The organism is Rubritepida flocculans DSM 14296 (assembly GCF_000425365.1).
Lineage (GTDB): Bacteria > Pseudomonadota > Alphaproteobacteria > Acetobacterales > Acetobacteraceae > Roseococcus > Roseococcus flocculans.
This window is the reverse complement of record NZ_AUDH01000001.1, coordinates 134,058-157,893: the sequence shown is the minus strand read 5'-3', so window position 1 is coordinate 157,893 and position 23,836 is coordinate 134,058. Positions and strand designations below refer to the sequence as shown.

General features: G+C 74.3%; 24 protein-coding genes. 12 read left to right on the top strand and 12 right to left on the bottom strand.

What is annotated here, in order from left to right; genetic code table 11:
- Positions 1 to 2 precede the first annotated feature (2 nt).
- The 4 genes from H596_RS0100785 to H596_RS0100770 form a co-directional block, all read right to left on the bottom strand.
- The gene (locus tag H596_RS0100785) at positions 3 to 923 is read right to left on the bottom strand and encodes a polyprenyl synthetase family protein (protein WP_456307579.1); all 921 of its coding nucleotides are present in this window, start codon (positions 921 to 923) and stop codon (positions 3 to 5) included.
- Between the two features lie 14 nt (positions 924 to 937).
- A complete protein-coding gene (locus H596_RS0100780) occupies positions 938 to 1,201 on the bottom strand; it encodes an exodeoxyribonuclease VII small subunit (RefSeq protein WP_084602471.1) in 264 nt (87 codons plus the stop codon).
- A gap of 106 nt (positions 1,202 to 1,307) precedes the next feature.
- The gene (locus H596_RS0100775; protein ID WP_027283268.1) at positions 1,308 to 2,237 is read right to left on the bottom strand and encodes a histone deacetylase family protein; all 930 of its coding nucleotides are present in this window, start codon (positions 2,235 to 2,237) and stop codon (positions 1,308 to 1,310) included.
- The gene (locus H596_RS0100770) at positions 2,234 to 2,476 is read right to left on the bottom strand and encodes a sulfurtransferase TusA family protein (RefSeq protein ID WP_027283267.1); all 243 of its coding nucleotides are present in this window, start codon (positions 2,474 to 2,476) and stop codon (positions 2,234 to 2,236) included. The genes H596_RS0100775 and H596_RS0100770 overlap by 4 nt, the downstream gene beginning before the upstream one ends.
- A 62-nt stretch (positions 2,477 to 2,538) precedes the next feature.
- Between H596_RS0100770 and H596_RS0100765 the strand changes: the two genes are divergently transcribed.
- From H596_RS0100765 to H596_RS0100755, 3 genes are all read left to right on the top strand, one after another.
- On the top strand, positions 2,539 to 3,414 hold the full coding sequence (locus H596_RS0100765; RefSeq protein ID WP_027283266.1) for an ROK family protein: 876 nt from the start codon (positions 2,539 to 2,541) through the stop codon (positions 3,412 to 3,414).
- 134 nt (positions 3,415 to 3,548) lie between these two features.
- Positions 3,549 to 5,480: a PhoX family protein gene (locus tag H596_RS19440; RefSeq protein ID WP_037299461.1), complete on the top strand. Its 1,932-nt coding sequence runs from the start codon at positions 3,549 to 3,551 to the stop codon at positions 5,478 to 5,480.
- 43 nt (positions 5,481 to 5,523) lie between these two features.
- On the top strand, positions 5,524 to 6,783 hold the full coding sequence (locus H596_RS0100755; protein WP_027283265.1) for a DNA polymerase IV: 1,260 nt from the start codon (positions 5,524 to 5,526) through the stop codon (positions 6,781 to 6,783).
- A 26-nt stretch (positions 6,784 to 6,809) separates the two neighbouring features.
- On the opposite strand, the gene H596_RS0100750 is transcribed toward H596_RS0100755, so the two are convergent.
- Positions 6,810 to 7,025, bottom strand: coding sequence for a hypothetical protein (locus tag H596_RS0100750; RefSeq protein ID WP_027283264.1), 216 nt, complete (start codon positions 7,023 to 7,025; stop codon positions 6,810 to 6,812).
- 103 nt (positions 7,026 to 7,128) lie between these two features.
- On the opposite strand from H596_RS0100750, the gene H596_RS0100745 reads away from it, so the two are divergent.
- The 3 genes from H596_RS0100745 to H596_RS22650 all read left to right on the top strand — a co-directional run bounded on the left by H596_RS0100745 (position 7,129) and on the right by H596_RS22650 (position 9,539).
- Entirely contained in the window at positions 7,129 to 7,461 is a 333-nt protein-coding gene (locus H596_RS0100745; protein ID WP_027283263.1) for a DUF1491 family protein, read from the top strand.
- A gap of 136 nt (positions 7,462 to 7,597) precedes the next feature.
- Positions 7,598 to 8,683, top strand: a complete 1,086-nt coding sequence (locus H596_RS19435; RefSeq protein WP_051212206.1) for an SbmA/BacA-like family transporter — start codon at positions 7,598 to 7,600, stop codon at positions 8,681 to 8,683.
- A gap of 28 nt (positions 8,684 to 8,711) precedes the next feature.
- Positions 8,712 to 9,539, top strand: a complete 828-nt coding sequence (locus tag H596_RS22650) for an FkbM family methyltransferase (RefSeq protein ID WP_051212205.1) — start codon at positions 8,712 to 8,714, stop codon at positions 9,537 to 9,539.
- Here the strand turns inward: H596_RS22650 and H596_RS0100730 are convergent, their stop codons facing one another.
- The 3 genes from H596_RS0100730 to H596_RS0100720 form a co-directional block, all read right to left on the bottom strand.
- Entirely contained in the window at positions 9,540 to 10,013 is a 474-nt protein-coding gene (locus H596_RS0100730; protein ID WP_027283262.1) for a hypothetical protein, read from the bottom strand. It abuts the gene before it with no gap.
- Positions 10,014 to 10,125: 112 nt separating this feature from the next.
- Positions 10,126 to 12,564 (bottom strand): YbcC family protein, encoded by a 2,439-nt coding sequence (locus H596_RS0100725; protein WP_027283261.1) that lies wholly within the window; start codon positions 12,562 to 12,564, stop codon positions 10,126 to 10,128.
- Positions 12,565 to 12,579: 15 nt separating this feature from the next.
- Positions 12,580 to 14,121 (bottom strand): NADH-quinone oxidoreductase subunit L, encoded by a 1,542-nt coding sequence (locus H596_RS0100720; protein WP_027283260.1) that lies wholly within the window; start codon positions 14,119 to 14,121, stop codon positions 12,580 to 12,582.
- Positions 14,122 to 14,221: 100 nt separating this feature from the next.
- On the opposite strand from H596_RS0100720, the gene H596_RS0100715 reads away from it, so the two are divergent.
- Genes H596_RS0100715 through H596_RS0100705 form a run of 3 tightly spaced genes read left to right on the top strand, consistent with a single transcriptional unit; the run spans position 14,222 to position 17,540 of the window.
- Positions 14,222 to 15,097, top strand: coding sequence for a LysR family transcriptional regulator (locus H596_RS0100715; protein ID WP_027283259.1), 876 nt, complete (start codon positions 14,222 to 14,224; stop codon positions 15,095 to 15,097).
- A gap of 51 nt (positions 15,098 to 15,148) precedes the next feature.
- The gene (locus tag H596_RS0100710) at positions 15,149 to 16,348 is read left to right on the top strand and encodes a Zn-dependent hydrolase (protein WP_027283258.1); all 1,200 of its coding nucleotides are present in this window, start codon (positions 15,149 to 15,151) and stop codon (positions 16,346 to 16,348) included.
- Entirely contained in the window at positions 16,341 to 17,540 is a 1,200-nt protein-coding gene (locus H596_RS0100705; RefSeq protein ID WP_027283257.1) for a hydantoinase/carbamoylase family amidase, read from the top strand. Before H596_RS0100710 ends, H596_RS0100705 begins: the two co-directional genes overlap by 8 nt.
- Before the next feature lie 97 nt (positions 17,541 to 17,637).
- Here H596_RS0100705 and H596_RS0100700 read toward each other — a convergent pair whose 3' ends face one another.
- Together H596_RS0100700 and H596_RS22645 are read right to left on the bottom strand one after the other, a co-directional pair.
- Entirely contained in the window at positions 17,638 to 18,501 is an 864-nt protein-coding gene (locus H596_RS0100700; protein ID WP_084602469.1) for an ion transporter, read from the bottom strand.
- A gap of 97 nt (positions 18,502 to 18,598) precedes the next feature.
- Entirely contained in the window at positions 18,599 to 19,273 is a 675-nt protein-coding gene (locus H596_RS22645; protein WP_169579837.1) for an NnrU family protein, read from the bottom strand.
- 178 nt (positions 19,274 to 19,451) lie between these two features.
- Between H596_RS22645 and ykgO the strand changes: the two genes are divergently transcribed.
- From ykgO to H596_RS0100680, 3 genes are all read left to right on the top strand, one after another.
- Positions 19,452 to 19,577, top strand: a complete 126-nt coding sequence (gene ykgO / locus H596_RS0100690; protein WP_027283255.1) for a type B 50S ribosomal protein L36 — start codon at positions 19,452 to 19,454, stop codon at positions 19,575 to 19,577.
- Between the two features lie 126 nt (positions 19,578 to 19,703).
- Positions 19,704 to 20,522: a sugar phosphate isomerase/epimerase family protein gene (locus tag H596_RS0100685; protein WP_027283254.1), complete on the top strand. Its 819-nt coding sequence runs from the start codon at positions 19,704 to 19,706 to the stop codon at positions 20,520 to 20,522.
- Entirely contained in the window at positions 20,519 to 21,946 is a 1,428-nt protein-coding gene (locus H596_RS0100680) for an enolase-like domain-containing protein (protein ID WP_027283253.1), read from the top strand. The genes H596_RS0100685 and H596_RS0100680 overlap by 4 nt, the downstream gene beginning before the upstream one ends.
- Here the strand turns inward: H596_RS0100680 and H596_RS0100675 are convergent.
- Positions 21,933 to 22,934: a Bug family tripartite tricarboxylate transporter substrate binding protein gene (locus H596_RS0100675; protein WP_245583920.1), complete on the bottom strand. Its 1,002-nt coding sequence runs from the start codon at positions 22,932 to 22,934 to the stop codon at positions 21,933 to 21,935. The two genes, H596_RS0100680 and H596_RS0100675, sit on opposite strands and share 14 nt — an antisense overlap.
- Before the next feature lie 35 nt (positions 22,935 to 22,969).
- Positions 22,970 to 23,800 carry a sugar phosphate isomerase/epimerase family protein gene (locus H596_RS0100670; protein ID WP_027283251.1) on the bottom strand — a complete coding sequence of 277 codons (831 nt, stop codon included), beginning with the start codon at positions 23,798 to 23,800 and terminating at the stop codon, positions 22,970 to 22,972.
- Between the last annotated feature and the right edge of the window lie 36 nt (positions 23,801 to 23,836).

Below are 23,836 nucleotides of genomic sequence, written 5' to 3'. Positions count from 1 at the left end.
CGTCAGTGTCTCCGCGCGATCACGTAGTCGGCGAGCGCGCGCAGCAGCGCCGCGCGCTCGGAAAAACCATCGAGGTGGGTGCGCGCCTGGGCCACCAGGCGTTCGGCCTGCAGCCGCGCGCGCTCGATCCCGAGCAGGCTGACCAGCGTGGCCTTGCCCGCACCCGCATCCTTGGCGGTGGCCTTGCCCACCTCCTCGGCGCTGGCGGTGGCGTCCAGCAGGTCATCGGCGATCTGGAAGGCGGCGCCGAGCTCGCGCCCGTAGGCGGCTAGCGCGTGGCGCTGCGCGGGCGGCGCCTTGCCCAGCACCGCGCCCGCCTCGGCCGAGAACTCGATCAGCTTGCCCGTCTTGAGAAGCTGCAGCCGGCCGATGGCGGGCTCGTCCAGCGGGCGCGCCGCCTGTTCGGCCATCATGTCCAGCATCTGGCCGCCGCACATGCCGCGCGGGCCGGCGGCGCGCGCCAGCAGCCGCACCAGCTCCACCCGCACCGCGGGGTCGGAGTGCGTCGCCTCGCCGGCCAGCACGTAGAAGGCCTGGGCCTGCAGCGCATCGCCCGCCAGGATGGCGGTGGCCTCGTCGAAGGCCTTGTGGGCGGTGGGCTTGCCGCGGCGCAGGTCATCGTCATCCATCGCCGGCAGATCGTCGTGGATCAGGCTGTAGGCGTGGATCATCTCGATGGCGCAGGCCACGCGCAGCGCCGCCTCGCGCGAGACGCTGAACTGCCGCGCCCCCTCCAGCACCAGGAAGCCGCGCAGCCGCTTGCCCCCGCCGATGGTGGAGTAGCGCATCGCCTCATACAGCCGCGCCTCGTCGCCCTCCACCGCGGGCAGCAACTGGTCCAGCGCGTGGTCGATCTCCCGTGCCGCCGCCGCCATCGCATCGGCCAGCGCAGAGGCGGAGAGGCCCGCCGATCCCATGTCCATTCCGATCCGTTGTCCTATTCCACGGCCCTGACCGAGAGGCCGTTGCCGCCTTCCACCACCGCCCGCACCTTCGCCTCGGCCTCGGAGAGCTTGTCCTCGCAATAGCGCCGCAGCGCCGTGCCGCGCTCATAGGTCTCGATGGCCTGGGCCAGCGTGACGCTGCCGCTTTCCAGCACCTTCACGATCCCCTCCAGCTCCCCGAGGGCCTCCTCGAAGGAGAGCGAGGCGATCTCGCGCATCTCCGGGCCGCCGGGGGCGGAGGAACGCTGCACGGACATGGCTCTCTCCCAACCCTGTTGGACTATAGCGTTCCCCCGGCTGGAACCCAATCTTCTCCCACGAAACCACAAGACCTCGGAACATTCCAGAGTCGAATCGAACTGCTCAGGCGCGCATCAGGCTCCGCACATGGGCGGCCGCCGAGCTGGCAAGGGCCGGCAGGTCATAGCCGCCTTCCAGCAGGCTCACCACCCGGCCGCGGGCATGGCGCTCCGCCACCTCGCAGAGCCGGTCGGTGAGCCAGGCGAAATCCGCCTCCGTCACGCGCAACTGGGCGAGCGGGTCGCGCGCATGGGCGTCGAAGCCGGCGGAGATGACCAGGAGTTCCGGCGCGAAGGCGTCGAGCGCGGGCAGCAGCGCGTCCCGCCAGGCGGCGCGGAAGGCGGCGCCATCGGCGCCGGGCGGCAGGGGCGCGTTGAAGATGTTGCCCGCCCCGCGCTCCTCGGCCGCGCCGGTGCCGGGGTAGAGCGGCATCTGGTGCGAGGAGCAGAACAGGATCGAGGGGTCGTCCTGCGCGCAGTCCTGGCTGCCATTGCCGTGGTGCACGTCGAAGTCGCAGATCGCCACCCGCGCCAGACCATGCGCCGCCTGGGCGTGGCGCGCCGCCACCACGGCGTTGGAGAACAGGCAGAAGCCCATGGGCCGGCGGCGCTCGGCATGGTGGCCGGGCGGGCGGGTGGCGCAGAAGGCCCGCCGCGCCTGGCCGCCGCACACCTCGTCCACCGCGCGCACCGCCGCCCCGGCGGCCAGCAGCGCCGCGCGCGCGCTGGCGTGGTTCATCACCGTGTCGGCGTCCAGCGCGACCATCTCGCCCGGGGCGGGGCGGATGCCGAGAATCGCCTCCACATAGTCGGGCGGATGGACGCGGATCAGGTGCTCGCGCGCCGCCTCCTCCGGCCGGTCGCGCAGCAGGTCGGCGAACTCCTCCGCCTCGAGCGCGCGCAGCACGGCGCGCAGCCGGTCGGGACATTCCGGGTGGCCCTCGCCCATGTCATGGGCCAGGCAATCGGGGTGGGTGAGCAGCAGGACGCTCACGGCGCGGCCCGGCGCCGCAGCAGGAAGCGGAACACCCCGCCCTCCTCGGCGGTGCTGGAGAGCAGGGCGTGCCCCGTCTCCTCGGCATAGGCGGCGAAATCCTTCACCGCCGCGGGATCGGTGGCGAGCACCGCCAGCGTCGCGCCGGGCGGCAGGGCGCGCAGCGCCTTGTTCGCCTTGAGCACCGGCAGCGGGCAGGACAGGCCGCGCAGGTCGAGCAGGGTGGACGCATCCTCCATCCCGTCAGATCAACACCGGGCGGGGCTGGACGGCAAGGGCCGCGTCGCGCCAGCCTCGGCGCATGCGGATCGGCGTGGATGTGGGCGGCACCAAGATCGAGGTGGCGGCGCTGGACGCGGCGGGCCGGGTGGCGCTGCGCCGCCGCGCCCCCACCCCGCCGGACTATGCGGGCGTCATCGCCACCGTTGCCGCGCTGGTGGAGGGGGCGGAGCGCGATCTCGGCGCGCGCGGCACCGTGGGGGTGGGGATTCCGGGCAGCCTCTCGCCCGAGACGGGGCGGGTGCGCGGGGCCAATTCCACCTGGCTGAACGGCGGGCGGCTGGACGCCGACCTCGCCGCCGCGCTGGGGCGGGAGGTGCGGCTCTCCAACGACGCCAACTGCCTCGCCCTCTCCGAGGCGGCGGACGGCGCGGCGGCGGGGCTCTCGCACGTCTTCGCCGTCATCCTCGGCACGGGGGTGGGTGCGGGCGTGATCGTGCACGGCAGGCTGCTCGAAGGGCGCAACCGCATCGCCGGGGAATGGGGCCACAATCCCCTGCCCTGGATGACGGAGGCGGAGTTCCCCGGGCCCGCCTGCTGGTGCGGGCAGCGCGGCTGCATCGAGACCTTCCTCTCCGGCCCCGCCCTCGCCGCCGACGCCGACGGGCCGGGCGCGCGCGACGCGGCCGGCCTGCCCGCGCGGAGGGACGAGGCGGCGCGCGCCGCCCTCGCGCGCCACGCGGACCGGCTGGCCCGGGCGCTCGCGCATGTGATCAACATCCTCGACCCCGAGGCCATCGTGCTGGGCGGCGGGCTCTCCAACATGGCGCATCTCTACGAGGCCCTGCCGCGCCTCATCCCGCGCCATGTCTTTTCCGACGCGGTGCGCACGCGGGTGCTGCGCGCCGCCCATGGCGACAGCTCGGGGGTGCTCGGGGCGGCGCGGCTCTGGCCCTGACGCGGGCGGCATCGCATGCCGCCCGTCTCGCCGCAGGGGTGACGTGGCGGCCGCCCGCCACGCGCGCGACGCGGAAACGTCATTTGCCCCGGCCGGTGGCGCGCGCCAGGACTCCGCGCGCGGAGGGCCACCCCATGGACGAGATCGAGGACATCGGCAGCAACCCGCGCGTGCGGGAGAGCATCGAGGAGATCATCGCGCGGAGATTCTCGCGGCGCGGCGCGCTGCTCGCCGCCCTCGGAACCGTCGCGGCGGTCGAGGCGGCCGCCCAGGGGGCCGGGCAGGGCCGCGGCCCCACCCCCATGCGGGGCGGCCCCTCCACCACCAGCTTCCCCGAACTCCGCCAGCAGCTCGCCATGGACCACGCCGTGGCCGAGGATCACGAGGCGCATGTGGTGATCCGCTGGGGCGATCCGGTGGTGCCCGACGCGCCCCCCTTCGAGCCCGCGCAGCTCTCGGCCGAGGCGCAGGCCATGCAGTTCGGCTACAACAACGACTTCATCGCCGTGCTGCCCATGACGCCCGGCGCGCCGATCGGCGATCGCGCCCTGCTCTGGGCGAATCACGAATACACCAACACGAACCTGATGTTCCCCGGCCTCGGCGGCAATCCGCGCGAGGCGCGGGCGCGCGTGACCGCGGCGCAGGTGGCGGTGGAGATGGCCGCCCATGGCGGCAGCCTCGTCGAGATCGAGCGCGTCGATGGGCGCTGGCGCCCGGTGGCGACGCCCCGCCTCAACCGCCGGATCACGGCGGACACGCCGATGCGCATCTCCGGCCCCGCCGCCGGCCATCCGCTCCTGCGCACCCAGGCGGACCCGACGGGGCGGGCGGTGCGCGGCACGCTGAACAACTGCGCGGGCGGCACGACGCCCTGGGGGACGATCCTCACCTGCGAGGAGAACTTCAACTTCTACTTCGGCGGCCAGAACCCCGACGCCGCCCAGGCCGAGGCGCTGCGCCGCTACGGCATCCGCCCCGAGGGCGGCTACGCCTGGTTCCGGCATGTGGCGCGCTTCGACATGGCGCAGGAACCGAACGAGCCCAACCGCTTCGGCTGGGTGGTGGAGATCGACCCCTACGACCCCGACTCCGTGCCGGTGAAGCGCACCGCGCTCGGCCGCTTCAAGCACGAGGGCGCGGCCCATGCTCTCGCGCCCGACGGCCGCGTGGTGATCTACATGGGCGATGACGAGCGCTTCGACTACGTCTATCGCTTCGTCACCGCCCGCCCCTGGAACCCGAACGACCGCGCCGCGAATCGCGACCTGCTGGACGAGGGCGTGCTCAGCGTCGCCCGCTTCGAGGCGGACGGGACGATGCGCTGGCTGCCGCTCGTGCACGGCCAGGGCCCGCTGACCGAGGCCAACGGCTTCGCCAGCCAGGCGGATGTGCTCATCCACGCCCGCCGCGCCGCCGATCTCCTCGAGGCCACGCCGATGGACCGGCCGGAGGATGTGGAGGCCAACCCCGCCACCGGCCGCGTCTATGTGATGCTGACCAACAACGACCGCCGCACCGCCGCGCAGGTGAATGCCGCCAACCCGCGCCCGGCCAACGCGCACGGCCATGTGATCGAGCTCATCCCGCCCGGCGCGCCCGGCCGCCCCGACCACGCGGCCGAGACCATGCGCTGGGGCCTCTTCCTGCGCGCGGGCAAGCCGGGCCAGGATGCGGGGGCCGAGTATCACCGCGCCACCAGCCAGGACGGCTGGCTCTCCTGCCCCGACAACTGCGCCTTCGACAGCAAGGGCCGCATCTGGATCGCCACCGACGGCGCGAACACGGCGGCCGGCATCGCGGACGGCGTCTGGGTGGCGGACACCATGGGCCCCGGCCGGGCGCTCACGCGGCTCTTCTACCAGGCGCCGATCGGCGCCGAGGTCTGCGGCCCCTGGATCCTGCCCGACGACAGCGCGCTCTTCCTCGCCATCCAGCACCCGGGCGAGGGCGGGGACAGCCATTTCGAGGCCCCCTCGACCCGCTGGCCGGACTTCGCCGCGGGCATGCCGCCGCGCCCCTCGGTCATCGCCGTCACCAAGAAGGGCGGCGGGCCCATCGGCTGATCGTCTTGCCGGCGGGGCGGGCGGCGCCCACCCTGCCGGCACCATGGAGGCGCTCTGCCGCGACTGTTTCGCGACCGACCCGGGCGAGGGCCCCGCCTGCCGCCGCTGCGGCGGGCGACGCCTGCTGCGCCACCCCGCACTCTTCTCCCTCGCCATCGCGCATGTGGACTGCGACGCCTTCTACGCGAGCGTGGAGAAGCGCGACCGGCCGGAGCTGCGCGCCCGGCCCGTGATCGTGGGCGGCGGGGCGCGGGGCGTGGTCTCCGCCGCCTGCTATGTGGCGCGCACCCGGGGGGTGAAGAGCGCCATGCCCATGTTCAAGGCGCTCGCCGCCTGCCCCGACGCCGTCGTCATCAAGCCCGACATGGCGAAATACGCGGCCGAGGCCGCGCGCATCCGCGCCATGATGGAGGCGCTGACGCCGCTCGTGCAGCCGCTCTCCATCGACGAGGCGGTGCTCGACCTCTCCGGGACCGAGGCGCTGCACCGCGCCCCGCCCGCGGTGGTGCTGGCGCGCTTCGCGGCCGCGGTGGAGCGGGAGGTGGGGGTGACCGTCTCCATCGGCCTCGCCGCCAACCGGCTGATGGCCAAGCTCGCGGCCGAGCGGGACAAGCCGCGCGGCTTCGCGGTGATCGGCCCCGCGGAGGCGGCGGCTTTCCTCGCGCCCCAGCCGGTGGGCGTGCTGCCCGGCATCGGCCCCGCCGCGGCGAGGCGGCTGGCGGCGGCGGGCATCACGCGCCTCGGCCAGCTCGCCGCGCTCGACGAGCGCGCGGCGCTGGCGCGGCTGGGCGAGGAGGGGCCCGCCCTGGCCGCCCGCGCGCGCGGCGAGGATCCGCGCCCCGTCACCCCGGGGCGCGAGGCCCGGAGCGTGAGCGCCGAGACCACCTTCGAGGAGGATCTCCGCAGCCTGGCCGAGCTGGAGGCGGTGCTCTGGCGGATGGCGGAGAAGCTTGCGGCGCGGCTCGGCGCCAAGGGGCTGGCGGCGGGGGGCGTGGTGCTGAAGCTCAAGACCGCGCGCTTCGAGACGCGCACGCGGCAGGTGCGGCTTCCCACCCCCTCCCGCCTGCCGGAGACGCTGTTCGAGGCCGCGCGCCCCCTGCTGGCGCGCGAGGCGGAGGGAACCGCCTTCCGCCTGCTCGGCCTCGGCGCGCAGCCGCTGCTGCCCGGCGCCGAGGCGGACCGGGGCGACCTCGCCGACCCCGAGGCGCCGCGCCGCGCGGCCAAATGGCGGGCGGTGGAGGCGCTGCGCGCGCGGTTCGGCCAGGGCGCGGTCGGCCCGGGGCGGGGGCTGCGGCGGAGGTGAGGGGGCGGCGTGCGATGCCGCCCCTGTCAGAGCGGCTTCTGCGCCCGCTCCAGCAGGCGCTGGAAGAAGCCCGGCTTCTTCGCCGGCGCGGCCGCGGCCTGTTCGGCCTTGCGCGCCTCCTCGGCCTCGGCGCGGGCGCGGCGCTCCTTGTCCTTCAGCCAGGCCTCGAGGCTCATGCCCGCCTTGGCGGCGCGCTTCTCCTCATAGGCGCGCTGGCCGGGGGTGAGCTTGCTCGCGTCCATGGGCGGTCCTCGGGTGGCTCGTCTCGCCGCGCTATGTGCCGGGGCCGCCGCCGCCCCGCAAGCCGGGCTTGCCCTCGCCCCGCCGCCGCGCGAGAGGGGGCGCATGGACGCGAAGGTGAAGGCGCATATCTGGGTCTCCATGGCCCTGCGGCTTTCGGACATGGCGGGCCGCCCGGCCGCCGTGCTGCGCAAGGGCGATCCGGATTCCGGCGGCATTCTCTGCGTGCTGCGCGCGCGCGAGGGACAGGTGGTGCTCGCCCAGGCGCGGGACGCCGAGGGCCGCCCGGCCTGGCTGCGCGGCACCGGCCCCGCCCCGGTGAGCGAGGAGGCCGCGAACGCCTATGTCGAGCGCCAGGTGAAGCGCGACCCCGACCTCTGGGTGCTGGAGTTCGAGGCGCCCGACCTGATGCCGCCCTTCGAGGCCCGGCTGATCTGATTCCCCGCCCCGCCCGCGCATGAAGGGGCTTTCATTTCGCCGCCGCCCTCCCTAACTGCGCCGGGGCCGGCGCGGCGCGCGCTCCGGGCCGACCATGCTCCAGGGGAACACGACCCGCTTGGCTGATCCCTCGCCCATGCCCTCCGCCGCCGCCTCCTGGCGCATCACGGCGCGGCGCTTCTGGCGGCTGGCCGGCGGCTTCTGGAGCGAGCGCGGCACGCGCGGCGAGGCGCTCTCCATCGCCGCGCTTCTCGCCCTGCTCGCCGGGGCCGAGGTGGCGCTGATGCTGCGCTTCAACACCTGGAACCGCGACCTGTTCGACGCGCTGGAGCGGCGCGACGGCGAGGCCGTGCTGTGGGAATGCCTCGTCCTGCTGCTCATCGTGGCGGGGTTCTGCGTGGCCTCGGCGGGGCAGCTCCTCTGCCGGCGGCGGCTCGCGCTCGGCTGGCGCAACTGGCTGGGCGCGCGGCTCACCGGGCTGTGGGTGGCCGCGGGGCCCGCCCTCACGCCGCCCAATGTGGACGGGCGCATCGCCGAGGATGTGCGCGTCTCCACCGAGGAATGGGTGGAGCTCTCCGCCTCGCTGCTGCACGCCCTCATCACGCTGGCCAGCTTCGTGGGCGTGCTCTGGGTGCTCTCCAACCATCCGCCGATCACGCTGGGCGGGGTGGAGTTCGGCCTCCCGGGCTATCTGCTCTGGTTCGCCATCCTCTACGCGCTGCTCGGCATGTTCGTGGCCGTGGCGGCGGGCCGCACGCTGATCCGCACCACGGACGAGCGCCAGGCGAAGGAGGCGGAATACCGCGCCGCGCTGGTCCGCGCGCGCGACACGGCCGCCCATGGCGGTGTGGACGCGCCGCGCCTGCACGGGCTGTTCGGGCAGCTCGCCCAGGCCTTCGAGCGGCAGTCCCGCGCCTTCGCCAAGCTCGAGTTCTTCGTCTGCGCCGTGACGCGCGTGGGCTTCGGCCTGCCCTTCCTGGTCGCCACGCCCGCCTATCTCGCGGGCGCGGTCACGCTGGGCTGGGTGATGCAGGCGGCGCAGGCCTTCCAGACGGTGGCCGAGGCGCTCTCCTGGCCGGTGAAGCACATGCCGCGCCTCGCCCAGTGGCGCGCCTCGGCCGAGCGCGTGCTGGTGCTGGCGGACGCCGCCCAGGCGCAGGCCGCCGCACCCGCCCCGCGCGCCGCCGCCCTGCCGGCCGCGGCGCAACCGGCGCAGGGCTGAGCATCTCGGGAATGAAAGGGCGCGCCGCATGGCGGAAGGCATCGAGGCGAAGCGCATGGTCCTGGCCGGCCGCGAATGGCGGGTGGCCGGCGCGGCGGGCGACAGCTTCTTCGAGCACGCCGAGCATCACGCCGAGGGCATGGCGGCGCTGGCCGCCGTTGCCGCCGCCGCGGTGCCGGAGGAGGGCGTGATCCTCGACGTGGGCGCGAATATCGGGCTCTCGGTGCTCGCGCTCGCGCCGCTCGTGCCGCGCGGGCGCATCATCGCCGTGGAGCCCGGCCCGCGCACCGCCGCCGCGCTGGCCGAGACGGTGGCGCTGAACGGCCTCGGCGCGCGCGTCGCCTGCGCCGCCCTGGCCCTTTCCGACGTGCCGGGCGAGGCGCTGTTCCACGACGCCGAACATTCCGCCGGCGCGCATCTGATGGACCCCGCGACGCTGGACGCCGCGAGCCTCCCCACGCTGCGCGTGCCGGTGACCACGCTCGACGCGCTGGTGGCGGAGCACGGCCTCGCCCGGCTCGACTTCGTGAAGATCGACGTGGAGGGCTTCGAGAGCGAGGTGCTGGCGGGCGGCGCGGCCAGCCTCGCGCGGCACCGCCCGCTGGTCTTCGCCGAGTTCAACGCCTGGGTGCTGCAGTGCAACCGCAACGCCAACCCGCGTGCGACGCTGGAAGACTGGCTGGCGCGCTTCCCAGTGGTGCACGCGCTGCGCGGGCAGGAGCCGCCGCTGCGCGTGACCCGGGCGAACCTGCTCGCCTTCCTGCACGATCACCTGGTGTTGCGCGGCTGCGCCGACGATCTGGTGATGGGCTGGGACGAGGGCTGGGTCGCGCGCTGGCGGCCGCCCCAGGCCTGATCAGCGCCGCGGCGGGATTTCGCTGATCAGGAGCTGCGCGGGCACGCGGCGGCCGCGGTCGTAATGGCCGATCCAGATGTCGTACTGGCCGGACATAGGGTTGGTGAACACGATGCCGGGATTGAGCCCGTCGAAGTCGTCGTTGCAGATCCAGCGCCCGTTGGGGAGGTTGATCACAAGCGTGGTGTCGGCGTTGGACCGCACGGAGATGTAGAGCGGCAGCCCCTGCCCCGCGCGGTAGTTCAGCCGCACGTCGGGCGCGTCCGCGATGGTGCCCACGCAGTTCGCCCCGCCCAGCCGCTCGGCCGGGATGTTCCCTCCGGCGGTGACGTTCACCACCTGCGGGTCCGGCATGAAGTTCGCGCTGAGGTTCAGCGTGCCGAAGGAGGGGTTGCGGTTGTAGTTCTGCGCGAGGACGGGCCCCGCCATCAGGGCCGCCACGGTCGCGGCGGCGAAGATCGCCCGAGGGATCATGCCTTGCCTCCCCGCCGGAGAGCCCGCGCGCCGACATGGCGCGCTCGCAAGCCCTCCGGCCCGGCGGGCCCCGTCTCGCGCGGGGCGACGCCGGGCGTGACGCTAGGGCGGATCAATCCGCCGTTTCAAGGGCCTCCCAGCGCCCGGGGCCCTGGTAGCGGCGCAGCACCCGCCCCTGCTCCGCGATCTGGAACAGGTGCAGCCAGCCATTCTCCACCAGGTTCCGCACCGGCGCGTGCCGGGCGAGGATGGCCTCCATCGCCGCCTCCGGCGCCTCGATCAGCACGTGCAGGCGCAGCGGCTCGTGCATCCAGCGCCGCCCGTCGTGCAGCGACTGCATGGGCAGGCCGGGCCGCAGGTCGCCGCCCTGGCCCTCCAGCACGCCGAGCCGCCCCACCACGTTGTGCAGCGTCTTGTTGCCGCTGCCCATGGCGGCGTTGTCCACCACCGAGCCATAGTATTGCAGGTTGATCCAGTTCGCCACGACCATGGGCGCGGTCATGATCAGCTCCAGCACGCCGAAGCCCTTGTCCTCCTGCCAGACATAGCTGTGCAGGAAGGCCCGGCCCTCGAGGTCGAGGCCCTGGGTGCGCGCGCGCGGCGCGACGATGAAGGCCGCGTTGTTCGCCAGCGCCCATTCCGGCCGCACTTCCGACCAGTCGGCGCTGCGGCGGCGGATGTCGGGCGCGGGATCGGCCGCGGCGGCGAGGCCGAGGCGCGGGGCGCGCATCGCCCGCGTCCGGGCCGAGGCGGCCGCGAGCCAGCCGCGCAGCTCCGCAAGGCCCGGGTGGTTCTCCGGCGCGTCGAACAGCGTCACCTCGTCGGTGGTGGTGTCGTGCAGGCCGGCGACGAAGCGCGTCGCCTCGGGGATGACGATCCCGCGCGCGGCGAGGCCCGCGCGCACCTCGGGGTCGTTCAGCACCATGGCGGCGACGCGCGCGTTGCTCTCGCCCGTGTGGCCGCCGCAGGCGCCGCAATCGAGCCCGGCGGCGTGCGGGTTGTTCACCGTGCTGCTGCCATGGCCGCAGAGCAGCACGAGCGGCGCGAAGCCATGGGTGAGCGACATGGCGCGCAGCACCGCCTCGGCCGCCTCCAGCCGCTGCGCGGGGGCGAAGCCGTTGGGCCGGCCGTGCCAGGGGCGCGGCTCCAGGCTGGGCGCGAGCGCGTCCAGCAGGGCGGGGTCGAGCCCATCCGCATCGCGCCCCTTGCGCCGCAGCAGCCCCTTGAGCAGCCCGCCCGCGGCGAGGAAGCCCGCCGTCTCGACATAGGCGAAGGAGGAGACGGCGGAGGCGCGGAAGCTCGCCCAGAGATCGGCCACGCGCCGGGCGAGGCCGCGCCGCTCGGCGATCGCGGCCTCGTCGCGCCCCGGCAGGGCCTCGCAGATGGTCAGGCCCGGGCGGAGCAGCACGGGGCATTGCTCGGCCCCTCGCGCATCGCCCAGCCGCACATATTCGAGCGCGAAGCCGAAGAAGCCCGCGAAGCCCAGCGTGGCGACGCGCGGCGAGACGCCCTCCAGCGCGCGGCGATAGAGCTCCGAGCGCACGTCGATGCAGAAGGCGGCCTGCACGGCGGGCGCGGCCTCGGCCGCCGGGGCGGCGGCGGCGAAGCGGCGCGCGAGCGTGCGCTGGAAGCCCTTCTCCAGCGCCGCCTGCAGCGCGAGCTCGTCGGCCTCGGGCGCGGCGGCGAGCGGTGCGGCCGCCAGGCGCTCGGCCCAGGCGGCGCGGAAGCCCGGCGTCTCGCCATGGGCGGCGAGCAGCGCCACGTCCCAGGCGCAGCGGATGGCGAGCAGCTCCAGCGGCAGGTCATTCGCCTCGCCCGCCAGCTCGCCCTTCCAGCCGCGCTGCCGCAGGAAGCCGGCCCAGCCCGCGAGGTCGAGCAGGCAGCGGTGCAGATACTCCTCCGCCCGGGCGGGCGCGAGGCCGATGCGCGCGAGGCAGGCGGCGATGGCCGGGGCCGGCGCCTGGGGCAGCGCGGCGATGGTTGCGCGGAAGCCGCGCACGCCCATCGCCTCGGGCGTGCGGTCGTGCCGCATGGCGGCGCGCCAGGCGCCGTAGAGCGCCTCGCCCCGCCAGGGCATGGGCCAGGCGGCCTGGCCCTCGTCGCACCAGGCGGCGCACCACTTCGCGATCTCCTCGATGGCGAGCGCGCGCCAGCGCCCGCCCTGGGTGGCGTCGAGCACATCGGCCACGCTGCGCGCGGCGAGCGCCGGGGCGCGCGGCGGGAGGGGCGAGCGCGCGCGGGCGGCCAGCGCCTCGGGCGTCTCCGTCGCGCCCGTCTCGGCCGCCGCGGCGGCGAGATCCGCCTGCGTCACCCGGCCCTCGGCCAGCGCCTCGGCGATGATGGCGCGGGGAGGAAGCGTCTCCACCCCGCCGATGGCGGAGAGCCGCGCCAGCGCCGCGCCGAAGGGCTGCTCGGCCAGGCCGAAGAAGGGGTTCACCGCCACGAAGTCCTGCAGCGGCCAGAGCGGCGCGACGCGCCCCGCCACGCGGCGCAGCAGCGGCAGGAGGTCGGGCACGGCGGCTTCCGCCGGACGGTCGAGGATGTCGCTCATCTCAGCTCGCTCCTGTCACTTCGTCGCCGGGAGGGGCCAGAACCGCAGGAAGGCGCGGTTGGCCAGGGCGTTCACGTAGAGGCCGTTGTGCAGATGCACGTAGAGGGCGCGGATCGCGGGGTGCGGATCGGGCGCGCGGCGCAGCAGGTTCAGCACCAGCAGCGCGGCGAAGGCGGCCACCGTCAGCGCGCTCAGCAGCAGCGCGAAGGGGCCCCGCGCGGGCTCCTGCGCCGGCAGCACGGGGGCGAGCAGCGCCTGCGCCCCCGCCTGCAGCCCGAAATAGGCGACGCAGACCGCGAGCGCGATGGCCGAGACGCGCAGCGCCACGAAGCGCCCCGCCCCCGGCGCGAGCAGCGCCGAGGCGAGCATGGGCGCGAGCCCCAGCATCAGCGCCGCGCCCAGCACCGCCACCCCCGGATGCGTCCAGACCGGCATGTCGAAGGCGAGCGCGACCAGCGCGGTGAGGCCGAGCCCCGCGGCCAGCGCGGCCAGCAGCGCGGGCAGCGTCAGCGGCGCGTCCGTCTCGTGGCGGCGGCCCTGCGCCGCGCCGCCCGAGGTGAGGAAGGCGTGCGCCTTGTAGAGCCCGTGCGCGACGATGTGCAGCAGCGCCGCCGAGAAGGCGCCGAGCCCGCACTGCAGCACCATGAAGCCCATCTGCGCCACGGTGGACCAGGCGAGGCTCACCTTCACGCTCGTCTGCGTCAGCATCACCGCCGCGCCGAAGACGGCGGTGAAGGCCCCGACCACGACCAGCGCATCGAGGGTGGCGGCGGAGAGCGCCACCACCTCCGCCATCCGCACCAGCAGGAAGCCGCCCGCATTGATGATGCCCGCATGCAGCAGGGCGGAGACGGGGGTGGGCGTCTCCATCACCTCGGGCAGCCAGCCATGCACCGGGAACTGCGCGGATTTGAGCACCGCCGCCAGGGCCAGCGCGAAGGCGGCGAGATGCACGGAGGCCGGCGCGGCGCCCTCGGCCGCCATGGCCTTCGCACCGGCGAGGATGGCGCCGATCTCGAGGCTGCCGAACTGCCAGGCGAGCAGGGCGAGCGCGAGCACCAGCGCCGCATCGGCCGCGCGGGTGGCGACGAACTTCTTGCGCCAGGCGAGCTGCGCGCCCGGCCGCTCGGCGTAGAACAGCAGCAGCCGGTCGAGCGCGAGGCTCGTGCCGATCCAGGCCAGCGCGAAGAGCGGGAGGTTGCCCGCCAGCACCAGCGTGGTCACGGCCCCGAGCGTCAGCGCCAGCCATCTGGCGAAGCGCCCCTGCCCGGCGTCGCCGTCCAGGTAGCGGCGGCTGTAGGTGGTGACGACCACGCCGATGAAGCCGATCAGCAGCAGCATCACGGCCGAGACGGCGTCGTAGCGGATCCAGAAGCCGCTGTGCCCGCCGGCGAGGGCGAGATGCCCCGCCCCCAGCACGGCGACGACGAGCGCCAGCCCCGCGGCGGCGAGGGCGCCGCTGCGCATCAGCCGGGCGTGGCGGTTGGCGCAGCCATCGGGCGCGGCGGCGAAGCTGAGCAGGGCGAGGGGCGCGAGGGCGAGCAACCAGGGCAGCATGGCGATTCCGCAATGTTCGGGCGCGGTCTCCTACCGGGGCGGTTGGCTTCTGGAAAATTCAATTTCGGGAATCTATCGTTCTGTTCTGGAGAAGGGTTCCATGGCCGCGCTGAACTACCGCCACCTCCGCCAGTTCCACGCCATCGCGCAGGAGGGCTCGCTCACCCGCGCCGCGCGGCGGCTGAACGTGGCGCAATCCGCCCTCTCCACCCAGCTCCGGCAGCTCGAGGCGCAGCTCGGCCACGCCCTGTTCGAGCGCAAGGGACGGCGCATGGAGCTGACCGAGGCCGGGCGCATCGCCCTCGACCACGCGGAGACGATCTTCCGCACCGGGGCCGAGCTGCTCGACACGCTCAAGGGCCAGCGCGCGGCCATGCGGCGCGTGCTGCGCATCGGCGCCATCCCCACCCTCTCGCGCAACTTCCAGCTCGAGCTGCTGCGCCCTCTCATCGGCCGCGGCGATGTGGAGCTGGTGGTGCGCTCCGGCCCGCTGAGGGAGCTGCTCGCGCAGCTCGACGCGCTGACGCTGGATGCGGTGCTCTCCAACGAGCCGGTGCCGGGCGATGCGGAGAGCCCCTGGGTCAGCCGGCTGCTGGACGAGCAGCCGGTCAGCCTCGTCGCGCGCAAGGCGCGGGGCGCGCGCGCCTTCCGCTTCCCCGAGGCGCTGCGCGAGACGCCCGTGCTCCTCCCCGGCCGGCAGAGCCAGATCCGCCAGCGCTTCGACCTCATCATGCAGGAGGCGGGAATCCGCCCGCTCATCCTCGCCGAGGTGGACGACATGGCGATGCTGCGCCTCTTGGCGCGCGAAAGCCCGGGGGTGACGCTGGTGCCCCCCGTGGTGGTGCGCGACGAGCTCGCCGCCGGGGTGCTGGTGGAGCGCTGCCGCGTGCCCAACCTCGCCGAGGGATTCTACGCCATCACCCGCGCGCGCCGCTTCCCCAACCCGCTGCTGGCCGAGCTTCTGGGCGAGGGCTGACGCGCCGGCCGCGCTTGCCTATCGTCGCGTCCGCAGCATGGAGACTGGCCGATGGCGCAGGTGGACACCGACCGCTTCCTCAAGGACCTCAACGAGCTTCGCAAGATCGGCGCGTACAAGACGGGCGTGCACCGCCCCACCTACTCGCCCGAGGACATGGAAAGCCGCCGCTGGCTGATGGAGCGGATGCGCGAGGCGGGGCTGGAGCCGAGCATCGACGGCATCGGCAACGTCTTCGGCCGGCATCCGGGGCCGGGGCCGAAGCTGCTGGTCGGCAGCCACATCGAGACGCAGAACCACGCGGGCTGGCTGGACGGCGCGCTGGGCGTGGTGGCGGGCGTCGCGCTCGCCCGCGCCGGGCTGCCGGTGGACGTGGTGGCCTTCGCCGACGAGGAGGGCCACTACGGCAGCTTCATCGGCTCGCGCTCGCTCATCGGCCTGCTCGAGGAGAGCGAGATCGACAGCCTGAAGAACCGCTACCACGGCAAGCCGCTGCGCGAGGCGCTGCGCGAGGCCGGGCTCGAAGGGCTGCCGCGCCCGCGCCTCGACCCCGCCCGCTACAAGGGCTTCTTCGAGATGCACATCGAGCAGGGCACGCAGCTCGAATCCCAGGGGCTGCGCGCGGGCGTCGTCACCGGCATCGTCGCCATCTGGCAGTACCGGCTGATCATCGAGGGCATGCAGGACCACGCGGGCGGCACCACCATGGCCGAGCGCAAGGATGCGGGGCTGACGGCGGTGCGCCTGCTCGCGCGCATCGACCGCGAGTTCCCGATGCTCTGCGGCCCGCGCAGCACCTGGACCTGCGGGCGCATCGCGCTCGATCCCGGCGCGCCCTCCATCATCCCCGGCCGGGCGGAGGTGCTCTTCCAGTTCCGCGACATCGACACCGCGGTGCTGGAGCGGCTGCGCGAATGCCTGCAGCGCGTGGTGCAGGAGATGAACCGCACCGAGCGCACCCGCACCACGCTGGAGACGATGAGCGAATCCAGGCCCGCCCCGTGCGATCCCGCGATGCAGGCCGCACTCGCCGCCGCCGCGGAGCGGCACGCCAGCGGCCAGTGGCAGCACATGCCCTCCGGCGCGGGCCATGACGCGCAGTACATGGCGCGGGTGATGCCCGCCGCGATGCTGTTCACCCCCTCCATCGGCGGCATCAGCCACCACTGGAGCGAGGACACGAAGGAGGAGGATCTCGCCCTCAACCTGCGCATCCTCGCCGATGCGGCGGAGGCCTATCTCCGTGGCTGAGGTGGACACGGCCCGCTTCCTCGCCGATCTGCACGCGCTGCGCCGCATCGGCGCGTTCCGGACGGGCGTGCACCGCCCCACCTACTCGCCGCAGGACATGGAGAGCCGCCGCTGGCTGATGGCGCGGATGGAGGAGGTCGGCCTCGCGCCCGAGATGGACGGGCTCGGCAATGTGCTCGGCCGCCATCCGGGGCCGGGGCGCAAGCTGCTGGTGGGCAGCCACATCGAGACGCAGAACGAGGCGGGCTGGCTCGATGGCGCGCTCGGCGTGGTGGCGGGCCTGGCTCTCGCCCGCGCGGGGCTGGCGGTGGACGTGGCCGCCTTCGCCGACGAGGAGGGCCACTACGGCAACATGCTCGGCTCGCGCTCCATGACGGGCGCGTTGCCGGCGGAGGAGCTGGCGGCGGCGCGCCACGCCGTCACGGGCAGGCCGCTCGCCGAGGCGCTGGCCGAGGCGGGGCTCGCGGGGCGGCCGCTGCTGCGGCTCGATCCGGCGCGCTATCGGGGCTTCCTCGAGCTGCACATCGAGCAGGGCACGCAGCTCGAAAGCGCGGGCATGCGCAGCGGCGTCGTCACCGGCATCGTCGGCGCGCGGGTGTTCCGCATCACCGCCATCGGCCAGCAGGACCACACGGGCGGCACCACCATGGCCGAGCGCAAGGACGCGGTGGTGGCGGCGATGCGCGTGCTGGCGCTGATCGACGAGCGCTTCCCGATGCATGTCGGCCCGCGCACGGTCTGGACCTGCGGGCGCATCGCCATCGAGCCCAACCAGCCGCACATCATCGCCGGCCGCGCGGAGATGATCTTCCAGTTCCGCGACATCGACGAGGCGGTGCTCGACCGCCTCTCGGCGCTGCTCGCGCGCATCGTGCAGGAGGTGGGCCGGCGGGACCGCTGCACCCTCGCGCTCGAGGAGGCGAGCCGCTCGCCCGCCGCGCCGGCCGATCCGGCGCTGCACGCGGCGCTGCGGGCGGCGGCGGAGCGCCACGCCCCCGGGGCCTGGATGGCGATGCCCTCCGGGGCCATCCACGACGCGCAGGTGCTGGCGCGCGTCATGCCCATGGCGATGCTCTTCACCCCCTCCATCGGCGGCATCAGCCACCACTGGAGCGAGGACACGAAGGAGGAGGATCTCGCCCTCGCGCTCCGCATCCTGGCGGATGCGGCGGAGCAGGCGCTGCGGGAGTGATGCGGGCGGCGTGACCTGCCGCCCGTATCGGGAGGCGACATCAGCGGCCGCTGGTATGATTCACGCCATGGCTGATTCCGGCCATGTGCGATCTGCTCTAACCCCGCGCGCCGCCCTCGCCGCGCAGCGCCGCCACCTCCGCGCGCAGCGCGCGCAGCTCGGCCAGGATGGCGGCCAGATCCTCGCCCTGCCGGCGGATGCGCGCCTCCTCCGCCACCGCCTCGGCCCGCACCTCCTCGCGCTGGGCGCGCAGCGTCTGGATGCTGTCCACGATCACGCCGATGAAGAGGTTCAGCACCACGAAGGTGGCGATCAGGATGAAGGGCACGAAGAACATCCAGGCGAGCGGCTGGTGCTCCAGGATGGGGCGCACATTGGCCTCGGCCCAGGATTCCAGCGTCATCATCTGGAACAGGGTGAACAGGCTCTCGCCCAGCGTGCCGAAGCGCTCGGGCGCGATCTCGCCGTAGAGCTTGGTGGCCATCACGGCGAAGACGTAGAAGAGCAGCGCCATCAGCAGCACGATGGAGCCCATCCCGGGCAGGGCGTGCAGCATCGCCTCGACCACCACGCGCAGGCTGGGCACCACCGAGATGAGCCGCAGCACGCGCAGCACCCGCAGCGCGCGCAGCACCGACAGCGCCCCCGTGGCCGGCATCCAGGCGATGGCGACCACGGCGAGGTCGAACAGCCCCCAGGGGTCGCGGAAGAAACGGCCGCGGAAGGCGTAGATCCGGAGGCCGAGCTCCAGCGTGAAGAGCCAGAGCAGCACCGCATCCGCCGCGTGCAGCAGCCCGCCATGCGCGGCCATCAGGCTCTCGCTCGTCTCGAGGCCGAGCGTGACCGCGTTGAGCAGGATCAGCCCGATCACCACGCGCTGGAACAGGGTGGAGGAAACGAGCCGCGCCGCGCGCGCGCGCAGATCATCGCCCGAATCGGCGCCGGTCAGAACTTCCTGCATGCGGGATTCGCCCCTGGTCACGGTCCGGCCAGGGAATGGCGGCGCGGCCGGGCCCGATCAAGGGGGTGATGCGGGCGGCATGATCACGCCGTGCGCATCAGAACATCAAGGCCGGATAGCCGAACAGCCATGCATGCCCGATCAGGATTCCCGCCCAGGCGAGCCCCCCGATGATCCAGACCACGCGCGGGATTTCGCCGACGGCCAGCCGGTTCCGCCCCGCGAGGATGGCGGCGAAGGGGATGATGGAGGTGGCCGGCGCCAGCCGCGCCCAGAGCGCCGGATCGCGCGCCGCGAGCTTCCGGTCGATGGAGGGCATGCCCAGCAGCGCCGTCGCCAGGAAGGCGCCGAAGAAGAACAGCCCCGCCAGCGTGCCCTTGCCGATGAGATGCACGAGCGCCCAGAGCGCGAAGGCCCACAGCATCGGATGCCGCGTGATGCGCTGCACGCCCCGCGGCCCCGCCTCGTCCAGCTTCCCCGCCACGGCGGTGGGGTTGGGCGTCGCCACCGACGCGACGAAGAGCAGGAAGGCCGGCAGCATGACCAGCGCCAGCAGCCAGCGCAGCCAATCGGGCGCGAACCAGAGCGGCACCACCGGCGCCGCGCCCCAGGCCTGCACCAGCAGCAGGATGAGCAGCACGGACAGCAGCGAATAGCCGATGCGGAATCCCGCCTCGCCCGTGCGCGCCACGATGCGCCCGCGCAGCGCCGTGCCCGCGATCCCGACATGCGCCGCCACCCAGAGCGCCGCGGCCAGACCGAGAAAGACCATGCCGAGCATGAGGGGCCCCCGCCTTTCGTCGCGCCGAGGCTGCCCCGCCGCGCCCGGCGGCTGCAAGCGCGGGATGCGCCGCGTTGACTCCGCCCGGCGGGGCGGCTATCTCGCCGCCTCCCGGAGCGCGGGTGGCCGCGCCCCGCATTCCTTTTCGTCGGTCGGTGGGTTCCGCGCCATGAAGATCCGCAACAGCCTGAAGTCCGCCAAGGCGCGGGACAAGAACTGCGTCGTCGTCCGCCGCCGCGGCCGGCTCTATGTGCTCAACAAGAAGAACCCGCGGATGAAGGCCCGCCAGGGCTGACCGTCTCCGCGCCCCGCGCCCGGGGCGCCCGCAGGGTTCGACAGCGCCGCCTCCCGCCCCGGGGGGCGGCGCTTTCGTGCTGTCCGCCGCCGCGCCAGGATGGGCCGCGAGGAGGAAGACGGGCCCATGCGGATCGCGCTCTGCAACGAGGTGGTGCGGGAGCTTCCCTTTCCCCGCCAGGCGGCGCTGGCGGCGGCGCTCGGCTATGACGGGCTGGAACTCGCCCCCTTCACCCTGGACGCAGAGGCGCCCCAGCTTCTCCCAGCCGCCCGCCGGGCCGAGGCGCGGCGCATCGCCGGCGAGGAGGGCGCGCCCATCCTCGGCCTGCACTGGCTGCTGGTCGCGCCCGCCGGCCTCTCCATCACCCGGGCCGACCGCCATGCCGAAACGCTGGAGGTGATGCGCCGCCTCATCGGCCTCGCCGCCGATCTCGGCGCCCGCTACCTGGTGCACGGCTCGCCCGCCCAGCGCCGCCTCGAGGCGCCTGGGGATGCGGGGCGCGCCGAGGCCGCGCTGGCCGCCGCGGCGGAGGAGGCGGGGCGCGCCGGCCTCACCTACATCCTCGAACCGCTCGACCCGGGGCAGACCAACTGGGCCGCCAGCCTCGCCGAGGCGCTGGAGATCGTGCGGCGCATCGGCCACCCCGCGCTCGCCACCATGCTCGACGTCAGCGCCGCCGGGCGCGGCGAGGCCGAGACGGTCCCCGCGCTGCTGCGCCGCCACCTGCCCTCCGGCCTGATCGCGCACATCCATCTGAACGACCGCAACCGCCGCGCCCCCGGCCAGGGCGAGGACCGATTCGCCCCCATCCTGGCCGCGCTGCGGCAGGGCGGCTATGCCGGCGACGCGGCGGTGGAGCCCTTCGACTATCTGCCCGACGGCCCCGCCTGCGCCGCCCGCGCCATCGGCTATCTGCGCGGCATCCGGGAGGCCCTCGACGCATGAAGTTCCGCTTCCTCGCCCTCGACGCCTTTGAGTGGGACTTCACCCTGCGCCTGCCCTTCCGCTTCGGCGTGATCACGGTGCGCGACGGCGTCCAGTGCGTGCTGCGCGCGCGCATCCGCACCGAGGACGGGCGCGAGGCGGAGGGCATGGCCGCCGAGACGCTGGCCGCCAAATGGTTCGACAAGAACCCGGCGCTGAGCGACGCCGACAACCAGCACCAGCTCCGCCGCACCGTCGAGATCGCGATGGCCCAGGCGCTCGCCGCGCCTGCCGACACCGCCTTCGGCCATTTCGCCGCCGCCTATCCCGCGCATGTCGCGGCCTGCGGCGCGGAGGGGCTCGACCCGCTGGCGGCGAGCTTCGGCCGCGCGCTGGTGGACCGCGCGGGCTTCGACGCGCTGCTGCGCTGCGCGGGCCTCGCCTTCCACGAGGGGCTGCGCGCCGATCTCGGCGGCTTCGCCCCCGCGCGCCTCGCGCCCGAGCTCGCGGGCTTCGACGCGCGCGCCATGCTCGCGGCCACGCCCGCGCCGGCGCGGATTCACGCGCGCCACACGGTCGGGCTGCTCGACCCGATCACGGCGGACGACCTCGCGGAACGGGTGGCGGACGGGCTGCCCGAGACGCTGGAGGAGGTGGCCGCGACCTACCGCCACGCCTGGTGGAAGCTGAAGGTGGGCGGGAACATCCGCGCCGATGTGGACCGGCTCTGCCGCATCGCCTCGGTGCTCGACAGGCTGCACGGCTATCACGTGACGCTCGACGGCAACGAGCAGTACGAGGACGCGGAGGGCGCGCTGGCCCTCTGGCGCGCGATGCGGGAGGAGCCGCGCCTCGCGCGGCTCTGCGCCTCGGTGGCCTTCATCGAGCAGCCGGTGAAGCGCGCCCGCGCGCTGGAGGCGGGCATCGGCGCGCTGGCGGCGGAGCGCCCCGTCATCATCGACGAAAGCGACGGGCCGCTCGACGCCTTCGTCACGGCCCGCGGCCTCGGCTATGCGGGCGTCTCGACCAAGGCCTGCAAGGGGTTCTGGCGCTCGCTCATCAACCTCGCGCGCTGCCGGGCCTGGAACGCCGCCCTGCCCGCGCCGCGCCACTTCCTCTCGGCGGAGGATCTCACGACGCTCGCGGGGCTCTGCGTGCAGCAGGATCTGGCGCTGGTCAGTGCGCTCGGCCTGCCGCATGTGGAGCGCAACGGCCACCACTTCATCGCGGGCTTCGCGGGCCAGCCGAAGGCGGATGCGGTGCGCTTCCTCGAAGCGCACCCGGACCTCTACGCGGACACGCCGCGCGGCCCGCGCCTCGCCATCCGCGAGGGGATGCTCGAGATCGCGAGCCTCGCCGCGCCGGGCTTCGGCAGCGCGGTGCTGCCCGAGGTGGCGGCGATGCGGCCGATGGCCAAGGCCGCCTGGCCGCTCAGTTCAGGGTGATGCGCGCCTCGCGCACCACGCGGCCCCATTTCTCCGTCTCGGCCCGCAGATAGGCGGCGAGCTCCTGCGGCGTGGAGGTCACCGCCTCCGCACCCACCTGCGCCAGACGGTCCTTCACCGCCTGCAGGGCCAGCGCCTCGCGCAGCACGGCGTTGACGCGCTCGATCACCGGGGCGGGGGTGCCGGCCGGGGCCATCACCGCGCCCCAGGAGGAGGCCTCGGCCGCGGCCAGCCCGATCTCGCCGACCGTGGGCACATTGGGCAGGGCGGGGTGGCGGCGCGCCCCCGTCACCGCCAGCGCGCGCACGCGCCCGGCCTGGATCATCGGCAGGGCGCTCGCGATCTGGTCGAGCATCGCCTGCACATTGCCCGCCACCGTGTCGTTCAGCGCGGGGGCGGAGCCGCGATAGGGCACGTGCTGGATGTCCACCCGCGCCACGAGCTTGAACAGCTCGGCCACCGTGTGCGTCGAGGTGCCGTTGCCGCCCGAGCCGTAGGAGAGCCGCCCCGGCTGCGCCCGCGCCAGCGCCAGGAACTCCTGCGCCGTCTGCGCCGGCACGCTGGGATGGACGATCAGCACATGGTCCGTGCCGAACGCCAGCCCGACCGGCGCGAGGTCGGTCAGCGGGTTGAAGCTCATGTTGCTGTAGAGGTGCGGGTTGATGGTCAGCGTGCCGGTGGTGCCCATCAGCAGGGTGTGGCCGTCGGGCGCGCTGCGCACCACATTCTCCACGCCGACATTGCCGCCGGCGCCCGTGCGGTTCTCCACTGGCACGGGCTGGCCCAGCCGCTCGGCCATGGGTTCGGAGAGCACCCGGGCCACGATGTCCGTCGCGCCGCCGGGCGCGAAGGGCACCACGAAGCGGATGGGCCGCGTGGGGGCCCAGCCCTGCGCCCGCGCGGCGAAGGGCAAGGCCAGGGGCGCCAGGGCGAGGGCGGGCAGCGCGAGCGCACGCCGGCGGGAGAAGGGCATTGGCGGTTCCTCCATGTCTGCCCTCCATTCTGCCCGCCGCGCGGCCCGACTCAAGCCATGGCGGCGTGGCGCTCCTTGATCACGCGCAGCACATGGTCCGGATCCTCGGCCCACCAGCGGCGGGAGAGCAGCTCCACCTCGGTGAAGCCCCGGTAGCCTGCCGCCTCGGCCATGCGGCGGATGGCCGCGATGTCGATCACGCCATCGCCCGGCATGCCGCGGTCGAAGACGAGATCGGTGGTCGGCACCAGCCAGTCGCAGGCGTGGAAGGCGGCGATGCGGCCGGCCGCGCGGCGCATCTGCCCCTCCAGCGCGGGATCCCACCAGACGTGATAGACATCCACCGCCACGCCCACCCCCTCGCCGAGCGCCTCGCAGAGGTCGAGCGCCTGGGCGAGGGTGGAGAGCACGGAGCGGTCCGCGCAGGTCATCGGGTGGAGCGGTTCGAGCGCGAGGGTGACGCCGGCGGCCCGCGCCTCGGGCAGGATGGCCTCCAGCCCCTCGCGCACCATGGCGCGCGCGCCCGGAAGATCCTTCGAGCCAGGCGGCAGCCCGCCGCAGACCATGACGAGGCAGGCCGCGCCCAGCGCCGCGGCCTCCGCGATGGCGCGCCGGTTGTCCTCGATGGCCGCGCGGCGGCCGGCAGCGTCGGCCGCGGGGAACATGCCGCCGCGGCAGAGCCCGGTCACCGTGAGGCCGGCATCGCGGACATGGCGCGCGGCGGCCTCCACGCCCATGGCGTGCAGCACGTCCCGCCAGGGCGAGATGCCCGGGATGCCGTGCCGCGCGCAGCCCTCGATGCAGTCCGCGAGGCCCCAGCGCTCCTTCACCGTGACGGTGTTGAGCGAGAGGGGGATGGGGTTGTCCTGCGGGCGATTCACGTTCCGCTCCTCGCCGCGCCGCGGCTGCGGCGCTCC